This is a genomic window from Pseudomonas sp. SbOxS1 (assembly GCF_013416725.1).
Classification (GTDB): domain Bacteria; phylum Pseudomonadota; class Gammaproteobacteria; order Pseudomonadales; family Pseudomonadaceae; genus Aquipseudomonas.
Genome location: NZ_JAAVXC010000029.1, coordinates 280088 through 300237, shown reverse-complemented (window position 1 = coordinate 300237; position 20150 = coordinate 280088). Strand labels below are relative to the sequence as shown.

Annotated in this window: 7 protein-coding genes; 6 read left to right on the top strand and 1 reads right to left on the bottom strand. The window is 63.3% G+C overall.

The window, feature by feature from the left end; all coding sequences use genetic code 11:
* Positions 1-223: 223 nt before the first annotated feature.
* Entirely contained in the window at positions 224-997 is a 774-nt protein-coding gene (locus HFK74_RS23935; RefSeq protein ID WP_180205630.1) for a ParA family protein, read from the bottom strand.
* A 291-nt stretch (positions 998-1288) separates the two neighbouring features.
* Between HFK74_RS23935 and HFK74_RS23930 the strand changes: the two genes are divergently transcribed.
* The 6 genes from HFK74_RS23930 (at position 1289) to HFK74_RS23905 (ending at position 20040) form a co-directional block, all read left to right on the top strand.
* Positions 1289-2788: a lytic transglycosylase F gene (locus tag HFK74_RS23930; protein ID WP_180205629.1), complete on the top strand. Its 1500-nt coding sequence runs from the start codon at positions 1289-1291 to the stop codon at positions 2786-2788.
* Between the two features lie 150 nt (positions 2789-2938).
* Positions 2939-14290, top strand: a complete 11352-nt coding sequence (locus tag HFK74_RS23925) for a VCBS domain-containing protein (RefSeq protein WP_180205628.1) — start codon at positions 2939-2941, stop codon at positions 14288-14290.
* 30 nt (positions 14291-14320) lie between these two features.
* Positions 14321-15856: a TolC family protein gene (locus HFK74_RS23920; protein ID WP_180205627.1), complete on the top strand. Its 1536-nt coding sequence runs from the start codon at positions 14321-14323 to the stop codon at positions 15854-15856.
* Positions 15837-16601, top strand: a complete 765-nt coding sequence (locus HFK74_RS23915; RefSeq protein WP_180205626.1) for an efflux RND transporter periplasmic adaptor subunit — start codon at positions 15837-15839, stop codon at positions 16599-16601. Before HFK74_RS23920 ends, HFK74_RS23915 begins: the two co-directional genes overlap by 20 nt.
* Positions 16598-17944, top strand: coding sequence for an efflux RND transporter periplasmic adaptor subunit (locus tag HFK74_RS23910; RefSeq protein WP_180205625.1), 1347 nt, complete (start codon positions 16598-16600; stop codon positions 17942-17944). The genes HFK74_RS23915 and HFK74_RS23910 overlap by 4 nt, the downstream gene beginning before the upstream one ends.
* Complete coding sequence (locus HFK74_RS23905) at positions 17944-20040, top strand: HlyD family efflux transporter periplasmic adaptor subunit (protein WP_180205624.1); 2097 nt, start codon at positions 17944-17946, stop codon at positions 20038-20040. The genes HFK74_RS23910 and HFK74_RS23905 overlap by 1 nt, the downstream gene beginning before the upstream one ends.
* Positions 20041-20150 lie beyond the last annotated feature (110 nt).

The window sequence follows — 20150 nt, the reverse complement described above, 5'->3', positions numbered from 1 at the left end:
AACGCCAGGGGCAAGAGCCCTTGGTTACTTAGGGCCGGGCGGCGTTCCGTTTTTCCAAGTGACTCGCCGTAAGGGCGAAACCCTAGGTGGCCGTTACCGCAGGAATGGATATGTACACCTGAAAGACAATCATCGTCTGTCATGACGCCTTCGCCGGCAAGCCGGGCTCCTACAGTAAGCGCGAACCCCTAGGTGGCCGAATGGATATACACGAAGAACTCACCTAAGCCGCTCGCTCCAAAGCATCCAGCAAATTGGCAAACTCCCGCGAAAGCTTATGCCGAGGAGCCAGATGAACAAGCGGAACCGACACTTCATGAGACTCGCGCATCTTGACGGAGCTGCTCAGGTAAACCGGTAGCAGAGGTAGCCCTTCGGCCAACAGCTCATCCACCAGATGCTGGTGCAAACCGGTGTACCCGGAGAACTGATTGACCACCACCCCTTCCACGGTCAGTGACTCATTGTGATCAAGCCGCAACTCTTCAACCTGCGCGATGACGCGATACAGCGCCTGGCGAGAAAACTGGTCGCAATCGAACGGAATCAACAATCTGTCCGCCGCCACCAAGGCGCTGAAGGTGTAGAAATTCAGGGACGGCGGTGTGTCGATATAGATGCGCTCATAGTCCTCGGACAGTTCCACCAACAGCTTGCGCAGTTTGTTGACCTTGTACTTGCTCTCGAGTTTTGACTGCAGGTCTGACAGCTCAGGGCTGGCAGTCACCAGGTCGAGATTGGCGTACGGCGTACTGGTGATGTTCACACGATGCTTCCTGCCCTCGAAACCGCCAGACAAGGTCTGTTTGAAAAAATCGGCGATGCCCGCAGGAATGTCCTCATTCATCAAGCCGGTGAGGTAGTGAGTCGAATTGGCCTGGGGATCGAGATCAACCAGCAGCGTGCGGTAGCCTTCGGCAGCACTCACGGCGGCGAGGTTGCAGGCAATGCTGGATTTTCCAACACCGCCTTTCTGATTGAATACGACACGACGCATGGGACTTGCTCATCCATGAAAAAGGCCAAAGGCCAACTGAAGGAAAGTGTAAGAAGCCGTGTCAATTGTATGACCGAAACATGACAGTTTTGCGACAGTGATGGCGCAAGCCCCGGATTAGAGCGATGGACTGATAAAAGAGGCGTTCATGACCTGCTCAGCAACGGAACGGCGATGATCCAGGCAAATGAGACGCAGTCTACGATTGACCATACTTCGACGCGGTGAAAATCCAACCTTTAGCCATACTGACATCTAACCCCGATCTCCCTGCCCTGTCGGTGAGTGAACATGAGCAACGTATGGCGTCACTGTCAAAAATTAGCCCTTCTGCTCATGCTGTGCTGGCTCAATGCAGCCTTGGCACAACCCCAACCCGAACTGCCTGCCGTCGAACTGACACCCGCTGAAGAAGCCGAAGTGCAGAAACTGGTGTTGCCTGTTCTGCCGGACTGGGTCGGCGATTTCGAGGGCATGCGCGAGCGCCGGTTGATCCGGGTGCTGGTGCCCTACAGCAAAACTTTTTTCGAACTCGATCGCGGACGCCAACGCGGCCTCAGCTATGAACTTGGCAAGGGGCTGGAAGCCTGGCTGAACAAGACACAGCCCTACGGAAAAAAATCCATGCAATGGCGGGTGATGTTCATCCCCACCCCGCGCAACGAGTTGATGCCCAAGCTGATGCAGGGCGTTGGCGACATTGCTGCTGGCGGGCTCACCGTGACTGAGGCCCGTCTCAAGGACGTGGATTTCGCCGATCCGTTCGCGGTGAACATCCCGGAGATCCTAGTCACCGCCCCAGGCAGCAAGCCCCTGACAAAACTGGAAGACCTGTCCGGCCTGGAAATCACCGTGCGCGAGTCCAGCAGCTATTACGAGCACCTGCAGGCATTGAGCGCCTCATTCAAGGAGCAAGGCCTGGCGCCCATCGACCTGAAAGCCGCCGATGAAAACCTAGAGTCCGAAGACCTGCTGCAAATGGTCAATGCCGGCTTGCTGAAAGCCACGGTGGTGGATCGCTACATCGCGAAAATCTGGGCGCCGCTGTACACCGACATGCAGATTCATGAAGACATTGTCGTGCATGACAACTCCGAATTTGCCTGGGCGATCCGCAAGAACAGCCCGCAGCTGAAAGAACAGCTCGCCGGTTTCGTCAAGACCCACAAGGTCGGCACTACGTTCGGCAACAGCCTGCGCACCAAGTACGTCACCAACAGCAGCAAGCGCGTGCTCAATGCCACATCGGAAGAGGAGATGAAGAAATTCCAGGACATGGTCGAGATCTTCAACCGCCACGCCAGCACCTATGACTTCGATCACCTGATGCTCATGGCCCAGGGTTTCCAGGAGTCGCAACTCAACCAGCAAGCCCGCAGCCCCAGAGGCGCGGTGGGTGTGATGCAACTGCTACCGACAACCGCCAAGGATCCCTCCGTGGGCATTGGCGGCATCGACAAGAGCGCCGACAAAAACATCGAGGCCGGCAGCAAGTACATGCGCCTGCTCGCCGACAAGTACCTGAACGACCCGCAACTGAACCAGATGAACAAAACCCTGATGACCTTCGCCGCCTATAACGCCGGGCCAGGCAACCTGCGCAAGTTCCGCGCACTGGCAGAAAAGTCCAATCTGGACAAAAACGTCTGGTTTGGTAATGTTGAACAGGCGGCGGCGCAAGTGGTGGGCCGGGAGACCGTGGATTACGTCGGCAACATCTACAAGTACTACGTGGCGTACAAGCTTGTAGAGCAAAAATCCGCCTCAAACCCGGCAAAACCGGCTCAATGATGGCAAGTGGCTTTGTCGCCGAAAGTCTGAAAGCCCCTTAAATAGCTGCTTTCAGGCTGGATTACTCAAAATATGGATCTACGCTAATCGTGTCCAATAGTGGGCTTTTTGTACAAGGGATTGGTTCAACGCAGGTTGAGGATTTCCACTATGTCAGTAACACCGCGTCTTTTTTCCGGCCTTCACTTGCGCCCGCAACGTCAGGCACTGGCCCTGGAGCCAAGGATTCTATTCGACGGTGCCGCGGCTTCGGCCGCGGCCGATCAGCATCACAGTGATCCGGCGGAAACCGCACACCCGGCCACCGACCCCGCTGCCACACCCGCTACCCCGACCGAAGGCCGGCCCGCCACGGAGCAGGCGCCTTCCGCTGCACGCACCCTGCTGGTGCTCGACAGCCGCATCGAAAACCGCGAGCAGCTATTGGCGCAACTGCCCGCCAATGTCACGGCTATCGTGGTCAACGTCGGCCAGGATGGCCTGGCAGCGATCTCCGCGGCACTGGCTCAATTGGGCAAGGTCGACTCGATCCAGGTGCTGTCCCACGGCGCTGCCGGGCAATTCACCCTGGGCAACCGGACGATCACTTCCGACAACGTCGACCAGCTCGGCCAGACCCTCGAACAATGGCGCAACAACCTGACCCAGGGCGCCGACATCCAGCTCTACGGCTGTGACATCGGCGCCGGGGCGGCGGGTAAAACCCTGGTCACCGAGCTGGCACGCTGGACCAGCGCCGACGTGGCCGCCTCGAACAACGACACCGGCAACAGCGCCGCGGGCGGCGACTGGACCCTGGAAACCAGAGTCGGTGACATCGACAAGCTCATTGCCCTCAGCAGCACCGCCATCGCCAGCTTCGAAGGCTTGCTGGCCGATGCCGCGCCCACCGTGACCCTGCCCGCCGGCGGCGCCGACGTCCTGCTGGGCGACCGTTTCAATTTCACCGTCGACTTCAGCAACAATTCAGGCCAGGAAGGTTATGCGCCGTTCCTGACCCTGTTCATGCCCACCAGCGGCAAGGACGGCGACGATGGCGTGAGCTTCATTTCCGCCAGCTACCTGGGGCAAAACCTGGTCACCCACCTGGTGGTGTTCGACGCGGCAGGCAACGCCACTCACCCCATTGCAAAGGACGCCAGCGGCAACTTCCTGACCATAAACGCCGCCGCATTTGGCATGCAGCCGGGCGATCAGCTGGTGGTCATCGAGCTGCCCTTCGCCAGCGTCTCCACCGACCAACCGGTGATCTCGGTCCAGGTCAGCGCCAGCCTGAGCAATCTGGCCGACACCAACTTTTCCAATGGCAGCCCGGACCTGACGATTCGCGCCAGCGGCGGCTTCCAGTTCGGTAACGATGCACTGGACAACCCCTTCGACGACCCGGCCCTGATTCAGGCCGGCACGCTGCCCTTTGTCGTGCACCCGACCGTCATCACCTTCGACGAAACCCTCACCACACCCGAGGGCGAAACCGCCACCGGGCCGAACTACAGCCGCACCCTGACGGTGACCGTAACCCCCGCACCGGGCCAGACGCTGAACCATGTCATCGTCACCCAGCCGCTGCCGGACAACATCCAGGTCACGGCCATCACCCCCGGTGCCGGCGGGCGCCTGACCTCGATCACCCTGCATGACGGCACCGTGGTCACCGACCCGACCGCCATCGCCACGCTGATTGCGTCCGACGCCGTGTTCATCAATTCCTTTACCGTCGAATACGACAGCCTGACCGCCGCGACCAATACCCAGGTGGCGTTCTACGTGCCGGAAGTCGACGCCAATGGCCAGGCGATCATCAACCCGGTCACCGGCGATGACGTGACCATCACCCTCGGCGCGCCAACGGCCAGCGGTCAATGGACGCCACTGGACCCGCGTGATGTTACCGCGCCCAATACCACCATCGATTTTTCCGGTACCGGCCAGACCACCGATTTTGTCGCCAAGTCCATTACCCTGCTCAAACAGGTGACCTTGCAGACCGACGTCGGCCAGACCGGCATCACCCCCGGCGACACGCTGCAATACACCCTGAACCTGGCGATCTCCGATTACTTCGCCTTCGGCAAGGATTTCTTCAACGAAGGCCAACTGATCATTCGCGATCAGCTCAGCGACGGGCAAGCCCTCAGCGGTACACCCACGCTGACCGTCACCCTCGCTGGCGTGCCGCAAACCATTGCCTTGGCGACGTCGGTGGCGCCTAACCCCGACGGCACCACCTCGCTGGTCTTCGACATCGCCAAATCGCTGCGCGATGCCTTCTCCAATATTCGTGGCTGGCTCAATGGCGACCTGGCCTTTGACGATCGCCTGGAAGGCGCAGTGCTGGCGGTGCTCAGCTATTCGGCCATCGTTGGGCAAACCTACAGGCCGCCATCGGGTGCACCCCACAGTGAAATCAACGAAGGCGACGAACTGGGCAACACGGCCGAAGTCGACGGCACGCTGCTGCAAGACATTTTCAACCTGACCGGGCAAAGCGAAACCGACGGTTCGACGACCACCAGCGTGATCCCGACCAACACCGTGGACATCAAGATCGTCGAGGTCAACGACGGCACACCACCGGCCAGCGGCGAGTTGCGACCCGGTGATGAAGTCACCTTCGAACTGACCTACGACCTGGTGACCGGCGACTACGAGCAGTTCAAGCTCACTGCATACCTGCCGCTGCCGTTGTTCGATGTGAACGGTGTGGCCTGGGTCGTCGGCGACGATCCGGGCCAATGGCAAATCGGCCCCGGCAACACCAATGTCGGTGGCGTGCTCACCGTCACCAGCGGCGCCGGCAACTCGATCACCTTCGACTTCGGCAGCTTCGTCACCGCCGACACCACCGGCAGTCGCATCGTCGTGCGCTTCACTATCCGGGTCGGCGACCAGCCGTTCGCCGATCAGCGCTCGCTGGATGTGCTGGCGCAATCGAGCCAGCAAACCACCCTCACCGACCGCACCCTGATCTCCTCGGATGTGGTGGCCATCGTGTCGATCGCCGAGCCGGTGCTGGCGATCAAGCACGGCGTGGTGTCGGGCACCAACGGCACGGTCAGCAACACCACCGGCAGCTGGAACCCACCGGGCACTACCGGTGTGCCGTTCAATGGCAGCGTGACCGACCTGGCGGCGGTGGATGGCAACATTACCGGCATCGATGGCGGCGACACCCTGCGCATGGTCACGGCCATCGAAAACACCGGCGGTGGCGGCGCGTTCGACGTCAATACCAGCATTGCCCTGCCCGCGGGCCTCAGTTTCGTCGGCGGCAGCCTGGCCGCCGCCAACCTGCAGATTTTCCGCGGCGACGGCACCGCGCTGGTGCTCGGCGTCGACTACAGCGTCACCGGCAACCAGATCACCTTCCTCGATGCCGGTGGCCAGGCCACCCTGCTCGCCGGTCGCAACGGCACCGCCGCCGACACCAGCGGCGCCAATGTGGTGGTGATCAGCTACGACGTGGTCGTCAGTTCCACCATCGAAGCCAGCCGCAGCCTGCAAAGCACCGCGACCCTGAGTAACTACGCCAGCGTCGAAGGCGGCAGCGATTTCACCCCCACCGACCTCACCGACCTGGCCGGCCAGCAGGTGGCGGCGCCGGTGATCAGCAAAGTGTTCGCCGACGGTACCCTGGACAACGGCGACTCCAGCGCCAGCCACACCACCGGCAGCGACCTGGTGATCGGCGAAAGCATGCGCTACGACATCGTCGTCACCCTCCCCGAAGGCAGCACGCAAACCCTGCGCATCGAAGACCTGATCCCGCCAGGGATGCGCCTGGACACCACCTTCAACGGCGGCCTGGGATACCAGATCATCACCACCCGCACCGGCAGTGGCGCACTGGGCGTCGACTTTGCCGGCAGCATCTTGGTCAGTGGGTTTGCCGGCCAGGGCGGAACCCTGGGCGGCGATGGCGTCGATGCGCGCTGGACCTTCAGTGTGTCCGGCGCCACCGCCGACAACCAGACCGGTAACAACAGCTTCGTGATTCGCCTGCAGCTGGTGGCCAACAACGTGCTCACCAACCAGGCTAACAAGGCCCTGCAGAACAGCGCGCAACTGCTGTTCAGCGATCCGGACAGCGACACCCCCAACGGCAACGTGGCGGTGGACCGCACCGTCGCCCTCACCGGTGGCCAACCCACCGTCACCGTGCGCGAGCCGACCCTGACGGTCACGCAAGTCTTGACCTCGACCTCGGGCCTGGGCGGTTACGACCAGGGCGATACGGTGACCTTCACCATCACCCTGAGCAATGGCGCCGGCGGTAGCGACTTCAACGCCTTCGACATCAGTTTCCTCGACAACCTGCCCACTCAACTGAGCAACATCACCCTCACCGGCGTGCTGTACCAGAACGGCGCGACCAACAACGGCGGGATCGATTTTGAAATCGTCAACGGCCAGTTGCGCACCGCCAACGGCGCCAACATCGACATCGCCAAGGGTGGCAGCATCGTCCTGAGCCTGTCGGGCGTGGTGAACGCCACGGCGGCGTCCCAGTCGAACTTCGCCAACCTGGCGACCGTGCAATGGACAAGCCTCGACGGCACCCAGGGCGGCGAACGGACCGGCGTCGACGGGTTGCTCAATGGCGGCACGCTCAACGACTATCGCAACGCATCGACCCTGATCGTGCCGGTGGCCCAGGCGATCCAGATTTCCCGGGTCGGTGGGCTGCCCGACACCGCCGCGCCGGCACCGACCACGGCGCCGGTGGAAGCGGTCACCATCGGCGAAGTGATCCGTTACCGCGTGGTGGTGCTGGTGCCGGAAGGCAACAACCCCAATTACCAGGTGCAGATCACCCTGGCCAACGGCTTGCAATTCATCTCCCCGGATGCCTTGGTCAACGCCCTGCGCATCGGTTTCATTGCCGATGGCGGCCTGACCAGCGATGTCAACCTGATCGTCGGCGGCACCCTGAACATCAGCGGCAACGAGAACAGCCCGCAAGCCTTGCCGATCACCCCCGACCTGCTGGGCTTAAGCCCCACCGGCGTGTTCGACCCCAGTCGCCTGACCGTCATCACCAACCCCGACGGCAGCCAGACGATCACCTTCAACCTCGGCAATGTGGTCAACGGCGGCGGTACGGACGCCGACCTCGAAGGCGTGGTGCTGGAATTCAACGTGCGCGTCACCAACCAGGCGAGCAACGTCGCCGGCGCCCAGTTGGGCGCGAGCGCCCTGGAGATCGTCAACGGCGCGGGACGCGCGGCCAGCAATACACTTTTGGAGCGCATCGTCGAACCGAGCTTCAATGGCCTGGACAAACAGGTGGTGGGCTTCGACCCCAACCCGACCGGCACCACGGGGACGGCCACGGTGCAACTTAGCTTCACCCAGAACGGTGGCCTGCCGGCGTTCGACGCCCAGGTCAGCGACAGCTTCGCCAGCGGCAGCAACTACACCCTGGTCAGCGTCACCATCAACGGCACCACCTTCGGCCCGGGTAATTTGCCCGCCGGCGTCACCTTCAGCACAACCGGTGGCATGAGCGTCAATTTCGAGCAACTGGATGTCGGCGTCCAGGTCCAGGTGCGCTACCAGGTCACCCTGCCCAACGCCTCGGTGATCGCCAGCAGCAACGCCACGCTGACCTGGAGCAGCCTGCCGGAAGACTTCACCAGTTGGGGCGGCAACAGCGTCGGCACCGACGGCGCCCTCGATGGCGAGCGCACCGGCAGCACGGTCGGTCCGAACCAGTACATCCTGCGTGACAACGCAGGGCTCGGAGTGATCACCGGGACCTTGTGGAATGACACGGCCTCGGCCGACGGCAGCACCGTCCCGGATGGCCCGGGCCTCGCCGGGCAGACCGTGACCCTGACCTGGGCCGGGGCCGACGGGCAACTCGGCACCACCGCCGACAACCTGGTCTTCAGCACCGTGACTGACGCCAACGGCCAGTACCGTTTCGGCGTGCTGCCACTGGGTGTATTCCGTATCGACGCCCCTCAGGGGCTGGTCAGTTATCCGCAACCGGTGGGCGATCTGCGCGTGCGCATCGACAGCGATGGCGCCACCCTCGGGCAGATCACCATCACCCTGGGCGATGCCGATACCCAGGCAGCGAACGCCGGTTATGTCGAGCAGAACGATGCGCCGGTCAACACCCTGCCCGGCGACCAGCAAGGGCTGGAGGATGTCCTGCTGAACATCGGTGGCATCAGCGTGGCGGATATCGACGTGGATCGTGATCCGAACGTCGCCGATCGCAACATCAGCGTGACCCTGAGCGTGCTCCACGGCGCCTTGTCCCTGGGCACATCGCTGCCGGGGGTGACCGTCACCGGCGCCAACTCGGGCAACCTTACCCTCAGCGGCACCCTGGCCGACGTCAATTCGGTGCTGGCCAGCCTGCGCTACCTGGGCAACGCCAACTTCAATGGCACCGACACCCTGACCGTGGTCAGCAATGACCAGGGCAATTTCGGCGATGCCAATAACGATGGCACGCCGGGCACACCGGGCACTCCTGGCGATGCACTGACCGACACCGATACCCTGCAAATCATCCTGGCCCCGGTCAACGACCCACCGATCGGCGTCAATGACAGCGCCACCGCCGTGGAAGCCGGCGGCACCAACAACAACGTGATCGGCGTCGATCCCACCGGCCAGTTGCTGACCAACGACACCGACGTGGACATCGCCACCAATGCCGATCAACTGCATGTGTTGTCCGTGGCCTCGGTCAATGGTTCCGGGGTACAAACACCGATCGTCGGTGTGCTGGCGATCAACGGCCAATACGGTCAGTTGCTCGTCGGCAGCAACGGCGCCTACCAATACATCGTCGACAACAGCAATCCGCTGGTGCAAGCCTTGCGCCTGTCGGGCCAGACCCTTACCGACAGTTTCGACTACGTGCTTTCCGACCTGGCCGGCGCCACCGACACCGCCAGGCTGACCGTGACCATTCAGGGCGCCAACGACACCCCGGTCGGCATCGACGACAACGGCATCGCGATCGAGGCCGGAGGCGTGGGCAATGGCACGCCAGGCAGCGATGCCGTGGGCAACGTGCTGACCAACGACACCGACGTCGACAGCGTGGCCAACGGCGAAACCAAAACCGTCACCGCCGTTCGGCCAGTGCCGGAAGCAGGCTCCGGCACGATCACGCCGGTCACCGGCCCTACCGCGGTCGCCGGTCTGTACGGCACGCTGACCATCAACCCCGATGGCAGTTATCGCTACGTGCTCGACAACAACAACGTTACGGTGCAACGCCTGAGTGCCGGCGATCAATTGATCGAGTTCTTCAGTTACAGGGTCACCGACGCCGGCGGTCTCAATGATGTCGCGCAATTGCGCATCGTCGTCCAGGGCGCCAACGACAACCCGGTGGCCAGCGACGATGCCGCCGATGCCCAGGCGGCTTCCACCAACGGCAACGCCGCCGAGAGCAACCCGACCGGCAACGTCATCCTGTTCCCCAGCCGTCCGGTTGCCGTCGACAACGGCATCGACCAGGACGTCGATGCGGCTGACCGGCCCAGCGAACAGTTGCAGGTCAACGGCGTGATCAACAAAAGCGAGAACGACTACGACCCGCTCAATGACGTGCTCACCGGTGTCACCGCCGGCAGCACCCAGGCCAATGGCTCGGTGATCGTGGGTTTGTACGGCACCTTGCGCATCGGCGCCGATGGCTCGTTTTTCTACGATGTCGACAGCACCAACGCCGCGGTGCAGGCCCTGCCCCCCGGGCAGGTGCTGAAAGATGTCTTCACCTATCGCGTGGTCGATACCGCCGGGTTGACCGATACCGCGCAACTGGTGATCACCGTGCACGGCGTCAACGACCCGCCCGTGGCGCAGAACGTCATTGCCATCGCCACCGAACAGGGCGGCGTCAACAACACCACGCCAGGTGTCGACCCAAGCGGTGATGTGACCGCCGTGGCGTTCGATCCCGATGGCGACCCCTTGACCGTCACTTTCATCCGGGCCGGTGCCGAGAACACGTCTGGAACACCCGTGCCGACACCCGTGCCGGTGGTTGCGGGCGGCACGGTGGTCGTCGGTTTGTACGGCTCCCTGACCATCAATCCCGACGGCAGCTACAGCTATGCCGTCAATAACAACAACCCGGACGTCCAGGCGCTGCGCCGCAATACCGACCTGCTGCTTGAGCGCTTCACCTACACCATCAGCGACGGCGTGAACCCGAACCCGGAAACCGACACCGCCGAAATCATCGTGCTGATCCGCGGCCAGAACGATAATCCGGTGGCCAGCGATGACGGCACCATCCCCGATATCACGACAACGGCCATCGAAGCCGGCGGCGTCAACAACAACCTGCCCGGCCGCGACCCGATCGGCAATGTGCTGACCAACGACAGCGACGTCGACAGCGTGGCCAACGGCGAGACCCGCGCGGTGGCCTCCGTGCGCACCGGTATCGAGAACTCGGCGGGCACCGCCGGAACCCTCGGCACTGAACTGCGCGGCACTTACGGCTGGCTCACGCTCAATGCCGACGGCAGCTACAGCTACCGCCTGGACAACAGCATGGCGGCGGTCCAGGCCTTGCGTGCCGGCAACACCCTCGCCGACAGCTTCAACTACAACGTGATCGACGCCAGCGGCGCCCAGGACACCGCGACCCTGACCATCACCATCGAGGGCGCCAACGACACGCCAGTGGCGCAGAACGATGCCAACACCGCCATCGAAGCCGGTGGCCTGAACAACGCCATCCCGGGGATCAATCCCAGCGGCAACGTGCTGGCCAATGACAGTGATGTCGACGGCAATGGCGAAACCCTGAGCGTCGTCGATGTGCGCCAGGGCACGTCCGTCGGCGTGATCGGCTCGGGGCTGATCGGCGCCTTTGGCACCCTGACCCTCGGTGCCAACGGCAATTACAGCTATGTGCTCGACAACAGCAACCCGCAGGTCCAGGCCTTGCGCACCAACGGCGATGTGTTGACCGAAACCTTCACCTATCAGATTCGCGACCTGGCGGGCGCCACCAGCACCGCAACCCTGACCATCACCATTCGTGGTACCAACGACAACCCGTTGGCGCTCGATAACAGCACCGTGGCCGTCGAAGCCGGCGGCACCGCCAACGCCACGCCGGGGATCAACCCCATCGGCAATGTGCTGGCCAACGACACCGACGTCGATGCCAATGACAGCAAAACCGTCACCGACATTCGCACCGGCACCGAAGTGGCCGGCGGCACCTTCACCGGGGTCACCACCAGCCAGACGCTCAACGGCCTCTACGGCACCCTGACCATCGCCGCCAATGGCACCTACAGTTATGTAGTCAACAACAACCTGGCCGCCGTCCAGGCTCTCAAGCCCGGCGATTCGCTGGTGGAAACCTTCACCTACCGCATGCGCGATACGGCCGGCGCCACCGACATCGCGCAACTCAATATCCGCGTCGACGGGGCCTGGGATGCACCGGTGGCAACCAATGACGTGGCGGTCGCCGTGGCCGACAACGGCGCGGGCAACAGCGTCAATCCAACCCGCAACGTGCTGCCCAACGACACCGATGTCGACCAGGGCGATGTGCTGCACGTCAGCGGCATCCGCTTCGGCACCGAGGCGGCGGGCGGTGCGCTGGATGCGGTGAATGCCGGCACCGACAACACCAACGGCACGCTGGTCAACGGCCAGTTCGGCCAATTGATCATCGGCTCCGATGGCAACTACACCTACATCGTCGATTCCAGCAACCCGACCATCCTGTCCCTTGGGCCGCTGCAATTTCTCGATGAACACTTCACCTACCGCGTCACCGACCTTGGCGGGCAAAGCGACCTCGCGGAAATTCACATCATCATCCGTGGGCGCAATGACGTGCCGGTCGCCAATACCGATGCCAGCACCGCGGTGGAAGCCGGCGGCCTGAACAACGCACAGGCCGGCGTCAACCCCGGTGGCAACGTGATCGGCAATGACACCGACCTCGAGGGCGACAGCCTCACCGTCACGGCCCTGCACACCGGCGGCCTGAACGAAACCGGCACCCCGGGCGTCGTGGGTACGGCCTTGCGTGGGCAATACGGCACGTTGACCCTGCTGCCCGATGGCACCTGGCGCTATGACCTCGACAACGACCTGCCCGAGGTCCAGGCCCTGCGGATCAGCGGCCAGACCCTGACCGACCTGTTTACCTACACCCTGACCGATGTCTTTGGTGCCTCTTCGAGCGCCGAACTGCAAATCACCGTCGACGGGCGCAACGATACGCCCATCGCCCAGGATGATGGCAGCACCGCCGTGGAAGCCGGCGGTGTCAACAACGGCACGCCGGGCAGCAATGCCACCGGCAACGTGCTGGCCAACGACAGCGACGTCGACAGCGTGGCCAACGGCGAGAGCAAACAGGTACTGAGCGTCAGCACCCAGAGCGGCCAGAGCAGCAACGCAGGGCAAGTGCTGGTCGGCCTCTATGGGCAACTGACCCTCAACGCCGATGGCAGCTACACCTATGTGATCGACAACAACAATGCGCAGGTCCAGGCCCTGCGCACCGCCACCAATACCCTCAGCGAAACCTTCACCTATCGCATGAGCGACACCTTTGGCGCGACCTCGGATGCGCGCCTGACCATCGTGATCCAGGGCGCCAACGATACACCGGTGGCACAGAACGACAGCGCCGTCGCCAGCGATCAGGTACCGGCACCGCAAGCCACCGGCAACGTCTTGCCCAACGACAGCGACGTGGATGCCAACGATGGCCTGCAAGTGGTCGCCGTGCGCACCGGCAGCGAAACCGGCACGGGCACGGCCGGTGTGATCGGCCAGCCAATCCTTGGCCTCTATGGCACGTTGATCCTCAACGCCGACGGCAGCTACACCTACACCATCGACCAGAGCAACCCCGCGGTGCTGGCCGCCGCCGGACTGGGCCAGGTGCTGCAGGACGTCTTCACCTACACCGTCAGCGACATCAACGGCGCCACCGACCAGGCCGAACTGGTGATCGCCCTGGACATCGCCACGCCGTTCATCCCGGCGCCGCAGGGCAACTTCTTCGACCGCGATCCGAACGACCGCAACGCCAACTTGCGCCTGCCTGATCCGACCCCTGCGATTTTCATCACCCCGGTGGTGGAACGCGAGGCCCGGCTGCTCGAAATCTCGACCTGGGGCGCGGGGGGTTCCAACCTGCGCCTCGCCAGCGTCGGCGAATTCACCAGCGATTCGCTGGGCGCGGGACTGGGCATCGTGCCCGGCCAGTTCGTCGCCCAGGCCGTGCGTGAAAGTCGCCTGGAAAGCGACCTGGACCTGCTGTGGATTCTCGGACGCCAGGGCCGCACCAGCCTGAGCGCCGATGGCCTGTTGAGCGATCCGTCTCTGTTCACCATCGACAGCGCGCACATGACCCAGGGCCCGGCGCAAGCTGAAAAACCGGCCGAACCGCGCCAGGCCCGGGGCTTCAGCGCCCAGTTACGCAATGCCGCCAACCGGCTGTACCCGGCCAATCGTGAACCCGAAAATCCGTCGAACTGAATAAGAACCGGTAAACGCAAAGGATTGAATATGCAAAGAACCGCGACCAGGCTATTGAGTTCCGCCCTTGTTTCGACGCTGCTGCTCAGCGCTTGCTCTTCGCTGGAGCCCAAACCCGCCACCGAGGAGGAAAACCGCCAGCGCATCCTCGCCGATCAATCGCGCATGTATTCCGGCCAGGAAGCCGTGACTGCGCCCATCACCTTCTACGAGGCGGCCGCGCGAGCGCTCAAGTACAACCTCGACTACCGTCTCAAACTCATGGAAAGCGCCCTGGCCTCGGACCTGCGCGACGTGTCGAGCCACGAAATGCTGCCACGCCTGGTCGCCTCGGCGGGGTATGCCGGACGCAACAACGACTCCGGCGGCACCTCAATCGGCATTGAAGACCGGCAAGTCAGTTTGCGCGCATCGACCTCCGAAGAACGCTATCGCGAACTCTACGGCCTGGGGCTGAGTTGGAGCCTGCTGGATTTCGGCGTGGCCTATTACCGCACCCAGCAGAAATCCGATCAGATCCTGATGGCCGAGGAACGCCGGCGCAAAGTCGCGCAGAACGTCCTGCAGGATGTGCGCAACGCCTACTGGCGCGCGCTCGGTGCCCAACGCCTGATGCCGGAAGTCGACAAACTGCTGATCCGCACCCACACCGCCCTGACCTCGGCCCGTGACGCGGAAACCCGGGGCCTGCTGCCGCGCCAGGAAATCCTCGCCTACCAACGCGCCCTGCTCGACTCGATCTACCTGCTGACCGTGCGCCGCCAGGACCTGGAATTCGCCCAGGCGGAACTGGCGGCGCTGATGTCGTTGCCACCGGGCTCGAAAATGGTCCTGGCCGACACCACCGAGCCGCCGTTGCCTGAGGTGCGTCAAAGCATGGCGCAGCTCGAACAACTGTCCATGGAAAACCGTCCGGAAATCATGGAAGAGTGGTATCGCAAACGTGTGAACCAGAAGGACCTGGACATCGCCAAGGCGCAGCTGTGGCCGAACGTCAGCGTCGACTATGGCTACCGGTACGACTCCAACAAGTTCCTCTACAACAGCGACTGGATGGGCACCGGCCTGCAGGTCTCGATGAACCTGCTGCGCCTGTTGCAACTGCCGGCGTTGAACGCGGCGGAGAAATCCCAGAACGAAACCGACGACACCCGGCGCGTGGCGCTGTCGATGGCTATCCTGACCCAGGTACGGGTCGGCACCCTGCGCTACCAACTCGCGCGTCAAGAGGTAGAGTTCACCGACGAGAGCCTGCGCGTCGATCGCAGCCTGCTCGATTACGCCCAGGCCGCCAAGTCCGGCGCCCTCGGTTCGGAACTTGAGGTGATCCGCGCCGAAGGTCGCTACCTGCTCTCGCGTTACCAGCGCGAAGCTGCCTTCTCCAGCGCCCAGGCGGCCTGGGGCCGGCTGTACAACTCGGTGGGGCTGGATGTGCTGCCCAACGAGATCGACAAACACGACATCAAGACCCTGGCCCGGGAAATCCAGAACACCTTGAACCAACAGGAGCAGCAACGACTGCTCGTCACCCAGCAAGGAATGCCGAATGCCCAGACCCGTCCGTAATTGGCAATGGATGTTGCTCATGTTGACCACTGCCACCTTTGGGGCTCAGGCCGAGGACCCGCCCCCGGACACCGCTTCGACCATCCGTGTATTGCTCGCCGCCGAGCTGGAGACCACCCTCTCCAGCCAAATGAACGGGACGCTCGGCGAATTGAAAGCCACCTTCGGCGAACACGTAGCCAAGTCCGCCGTGCTGGCGCGCTTCAACTGCAATGAGGCCGAGGCGCGCAGCAAAGTCGCAGTGGCGGAACTGGCGATGGCCAAGCAGAACCTGGAAGCGAAAAAGCAATTGCGCCAGCTCAATGCCGTCGGCGACATCGAAGTCTCGATGGCCAACACCGAAGTGCAAAAAGCCGAGGGCGCCCGCGCCATGGGTGTGGCCCAGAGTGGCTATTGCCAGGTGCTGGCACCATTCTCCGGGACGGTGGCCAAGGTCTACGTCAAGCCGTACCAAACGGTCAGCGCCGGTACGCCGCTGTTCGATCTGGTCAGCGACGGTGCGTTGAAAGTGCGCCTGAACGTGCCCTCGAACCTGCTCAAAACCCTGAAGAAGGGCATGCCGCTGCAAGTGAGCATTCATGAAACCGCGAAGACTTACCCGGCCCATGTCACGGTGATCAATTCTCGGGTCGATGCGGTGGCCCAGACAGTCGAGCTGGAAGCCCGTCTCGACGAAAAATTTCCTGACCTCATGGCCGGCATGAGTGGCACGGCGCGGTTCAATCAAGACACGGCCCAGCCATGACCATGAATGAGCCCCTGCCCCACCCCCACCTGCTGCTGGAGCTGGACGCCCTGCGTGACAAGGCGATCGCCGCCGACACGCTGAACGCCCTGGCCTTCAGCATGGCCAACGACCTGTATCCGCTGCTGCCGTTTCACCAGGCACTGGTGTTTGCCCAGCGTGAATCGTCGCTGGAACTGCTGTGCGTCTCGGGTCTGTCGCGTCCCAGCGAAGACTCGCCCTATCTGGTGTGGTTAGGTCGTGCCAGTCGCTGGATCGCCACTCAGGTACCGGGCGGCGAGCCGGTCTGGCTGACCCAGGACACCACCACAGCGCCAGCGGACATCGCCGAAGGCTGGAACGAATGGTGGCCGGCGGGCCTGTGGTGCGTGCCGATACAGGACCGCGAGCAACAGCGCCTGGGCCTGCTCTTGTTGTTACTCGAACAGGAGCCGCCCGCGCGGCTGAGCCAGGTGCTGACCGGCCCGATACAGACCTGGGCCTATTGCTGGGCTGCGCTGAGCCGGCGGCGACGCCTGGGTCGCTGGTGGCCCAATCGCAAGCAAACACTGCTGGGCCTGCTCGTACTCGGCGCCCTGTTGTTGCTGCCGGTGCGGCAAACGGCCCTGGCGCCGACGGAGATCGTGTCGCGCCAGGCGCAGATCATCAGCTCGCCCATCGATGGCGTGATCGAGCACATTCAGGTGCGCCCCAATCAATCGGTCGACGCCGGTACACCGCTGTTCTCCCTGGACGAAACCACCCTGCGCAGCCGCGCCGAAGTGCTCGGCAAGGAGGTGGCAGTGGCCGATGCCGAATTGCAGGCGGCCAGCCAGCGGGCCTTCGACAACCCCCAGAGCAAAAGCGAGCTGACCTTACTCGAAGGTCGCGCGCAACAGCGTCGCGCCGAATTGGCCGCGGTGCAGGCGCAACTCAAGCGCACCCGGGTACTCTCGCCGCGCGCCGGTGTCGCGGTGTTCAGCGACCCCAACGACTGGCTGGGCAAACCGGTGGTAACGGGTGAGCGGATCATGCAGGTGGCCGACCCGAGCCAGCCGGCCATGTTGATCCAGCTGGCCGTGGCCGACGCCATCGCCCTGGAACCCGGGGCCGAGGTCACGCTGTTCCTCACCGCGTACCCGCTGACCCCGCTCAAGGGCCAGATCCTCGAAACCAGTTACCAGGCGCGGCCCAGCGATGAAGGCGTGGTCGCCTATCGACTGCTGGCGAGCATCGACGGCGCGCCGGAACATGCGCGCCTGGGCCTGCACGGCACCGCCAAACTGTACGGCGGCCGGGTGATGCTCGGGTATTACTTGCTGCGTCGCCCGCTGGCAACGTTGCGTGCCTGGAGTGGCTGGTAATGCTCGACCCGGCCGACATTCCCCTGCCCCCTTTGCGCGAGGACCTGCGCCTGAGCGAAGCTGCCCACGGCAGCAGCGGCGAGCCGGCGTGGGTGATCCAGGACACAGTGATCAACCGCTTCTACCGCATCGGCTGGCTGGAGTTCGAGTGCCTGCTGCGTTGGGGGCAGTCGCCCAGGCAGATCAGCCAGCAGATCGCCGAAGGCACTGCACTGAAGCCGGATGTGGAGCAGATCCTCGACTTCCGCCAGTTCCTCGAACAACACCAGTTGCTGCGTGCCGGGCCCGCGGCGTTGGCGCGCCTGCAGGCCAAAAGCGAGGAAGGCAGTTGGTTGAGCTGGCGCTGGTGGCTGCACCACTACCTGTTTTTCCGCATTCCACTGCTGCGTCCGCAGCAACCGTTGCAACACCTGGCCCATGCCCTGCGCTGGCTGTTCCATCCGCTGACCGCCATGGTCGTGGTGAGCCTGAGCGTGCTGGGGGTGATCCTGGTCCTGCAGCAATGGGACAGCTTTACCAGCGCCGTGGTCGAGTCGTTCTCCACTGAAGGTCTGTTCAGTTTCGCCCTGGCGCTGATCGTCGCCAAGACCCTGCATGAACTGGGACACGCGCTGGTGGCGACGCGCCTGGGGTTGCGGGTCGGGCACATGGGCATCGCCTTTGTGGTGTTGTGGCCGATGCTCTACACCGACACCGGCGAGAGCTGGAAACTCAGTCGTTCGCGCCAGCGCCTGGCCATCGCCTCGGCCGGGATCGTCACCGAGTTGTCCCTGGCCGGGCTCTCGACCCTGGGTTGGGCGCTGTGCGATCCGGGAGCACTGCGCAACGCCCTGCTGTACCTGGCGACCACCAGTTGGCTGCTGTCCCTGGCCTTGAACGCCAGCCCGTTCATGCGCTTCGACGGTTACTTCATCCTGTCCGACCTGCTGGATTTTCCCAACCTGCACGAACGCGCTTCGGCGCTGGCCCGGGTCACCCTGCGGCGTAACTTGCTGGGTTTGCAGGAAGACTGGCCGGAGGTCTTCCCCACCGGCCAGCGTCGGCTGCTGGTGACCTTCGCCATCGTCACCTGGCTGTACCGGCTGGTGCTGTTCCTGGGGATCGCCCTGGCGGTCTACCTGTTCTTCTTCAAGTTGCTGGGGATCATTCTGTTCATGGTTGAATTGTCCTGGTTCATCGCCATGCCGGTGGTGCGCGAACTGGGCCACTGGTGGGCCAATCGCACCGGTATTCCACGTCTGCGCAAAGTGCTGTTTTATGGCGTGTTGGGCTTGATACTGCTTGGCCTCGCGTTGCCCTGGCGCACACAAATAGACGCCGTTGGCGTGGCCCGCGCCGAACATCAGCTGCGGGTCTATGCGCCCTACCCGGCGCGCTTACAGTCGATTCACGGCGAAGGCCCGGTCAAGGCCGGCGAGGTGCTGGTGGTGCTCGACGAGCCGGACATCGCCTCGCGCCTGCACAGCAGCGAAGCCAATGCCCGCAGTTATCAGGCACGCCTGTCCGGGCTGCTGGCCGACCCCGGCGGCCTTGCCGAAGACGCGGTGACCCGCCAGCGCCTCAACGTGCAGTTCGAGGAAGCCCGCGCCGCCCGTTCGGAAATCGCCCGGCTCAACCTGCAAACCCCGTTCGCCGGCCTGTGGCTGGACGTCAATCCGGACTGGAAACCCGGCCAGTGGATCGGCCGCCAGGACGCCCTGGGCATCCTGATCGATCCGCGCAGTTGGCAAGTGGATGCCTACGTCGCCCAGGACCAGGTGCATCGCCTGGTCACCGGCGATCGCGTGCGCTTCTATCCGGACGGCCAGACCACGCCGCTCGCTGGCCGGGTGCTGGTGATCGGCAGCACCCGCGCCAGCCAGTTGTCCCACCGCATGCTGTCCTCGCGTTTTGGCGGCCCGGTGCCCACCACCGCGCAGGAACATGAACTGGTGCCGAGCGCCGCGCTGTTCCAGGTGTTGATTCAGCTCGACGCGCCCTTGCCGAGCCTGCGCGAAACCCGTGGCCACCTGAAAATCGAAGGTGAACGACGCAGTGTGCTGGGCGATTTCGCCACTCACCTGCTGGCGGTGCTGATGCGCGAAAGCGGATTTTGAAGCCGTCTGAACGATGAGTTCAGCTGTGAATAGGGGGAAATCAGGCAACAAATCGACGAACGACGTTTAATCCGGGATCTGCGACCACACGGAGCGAGCGTTATGGAACT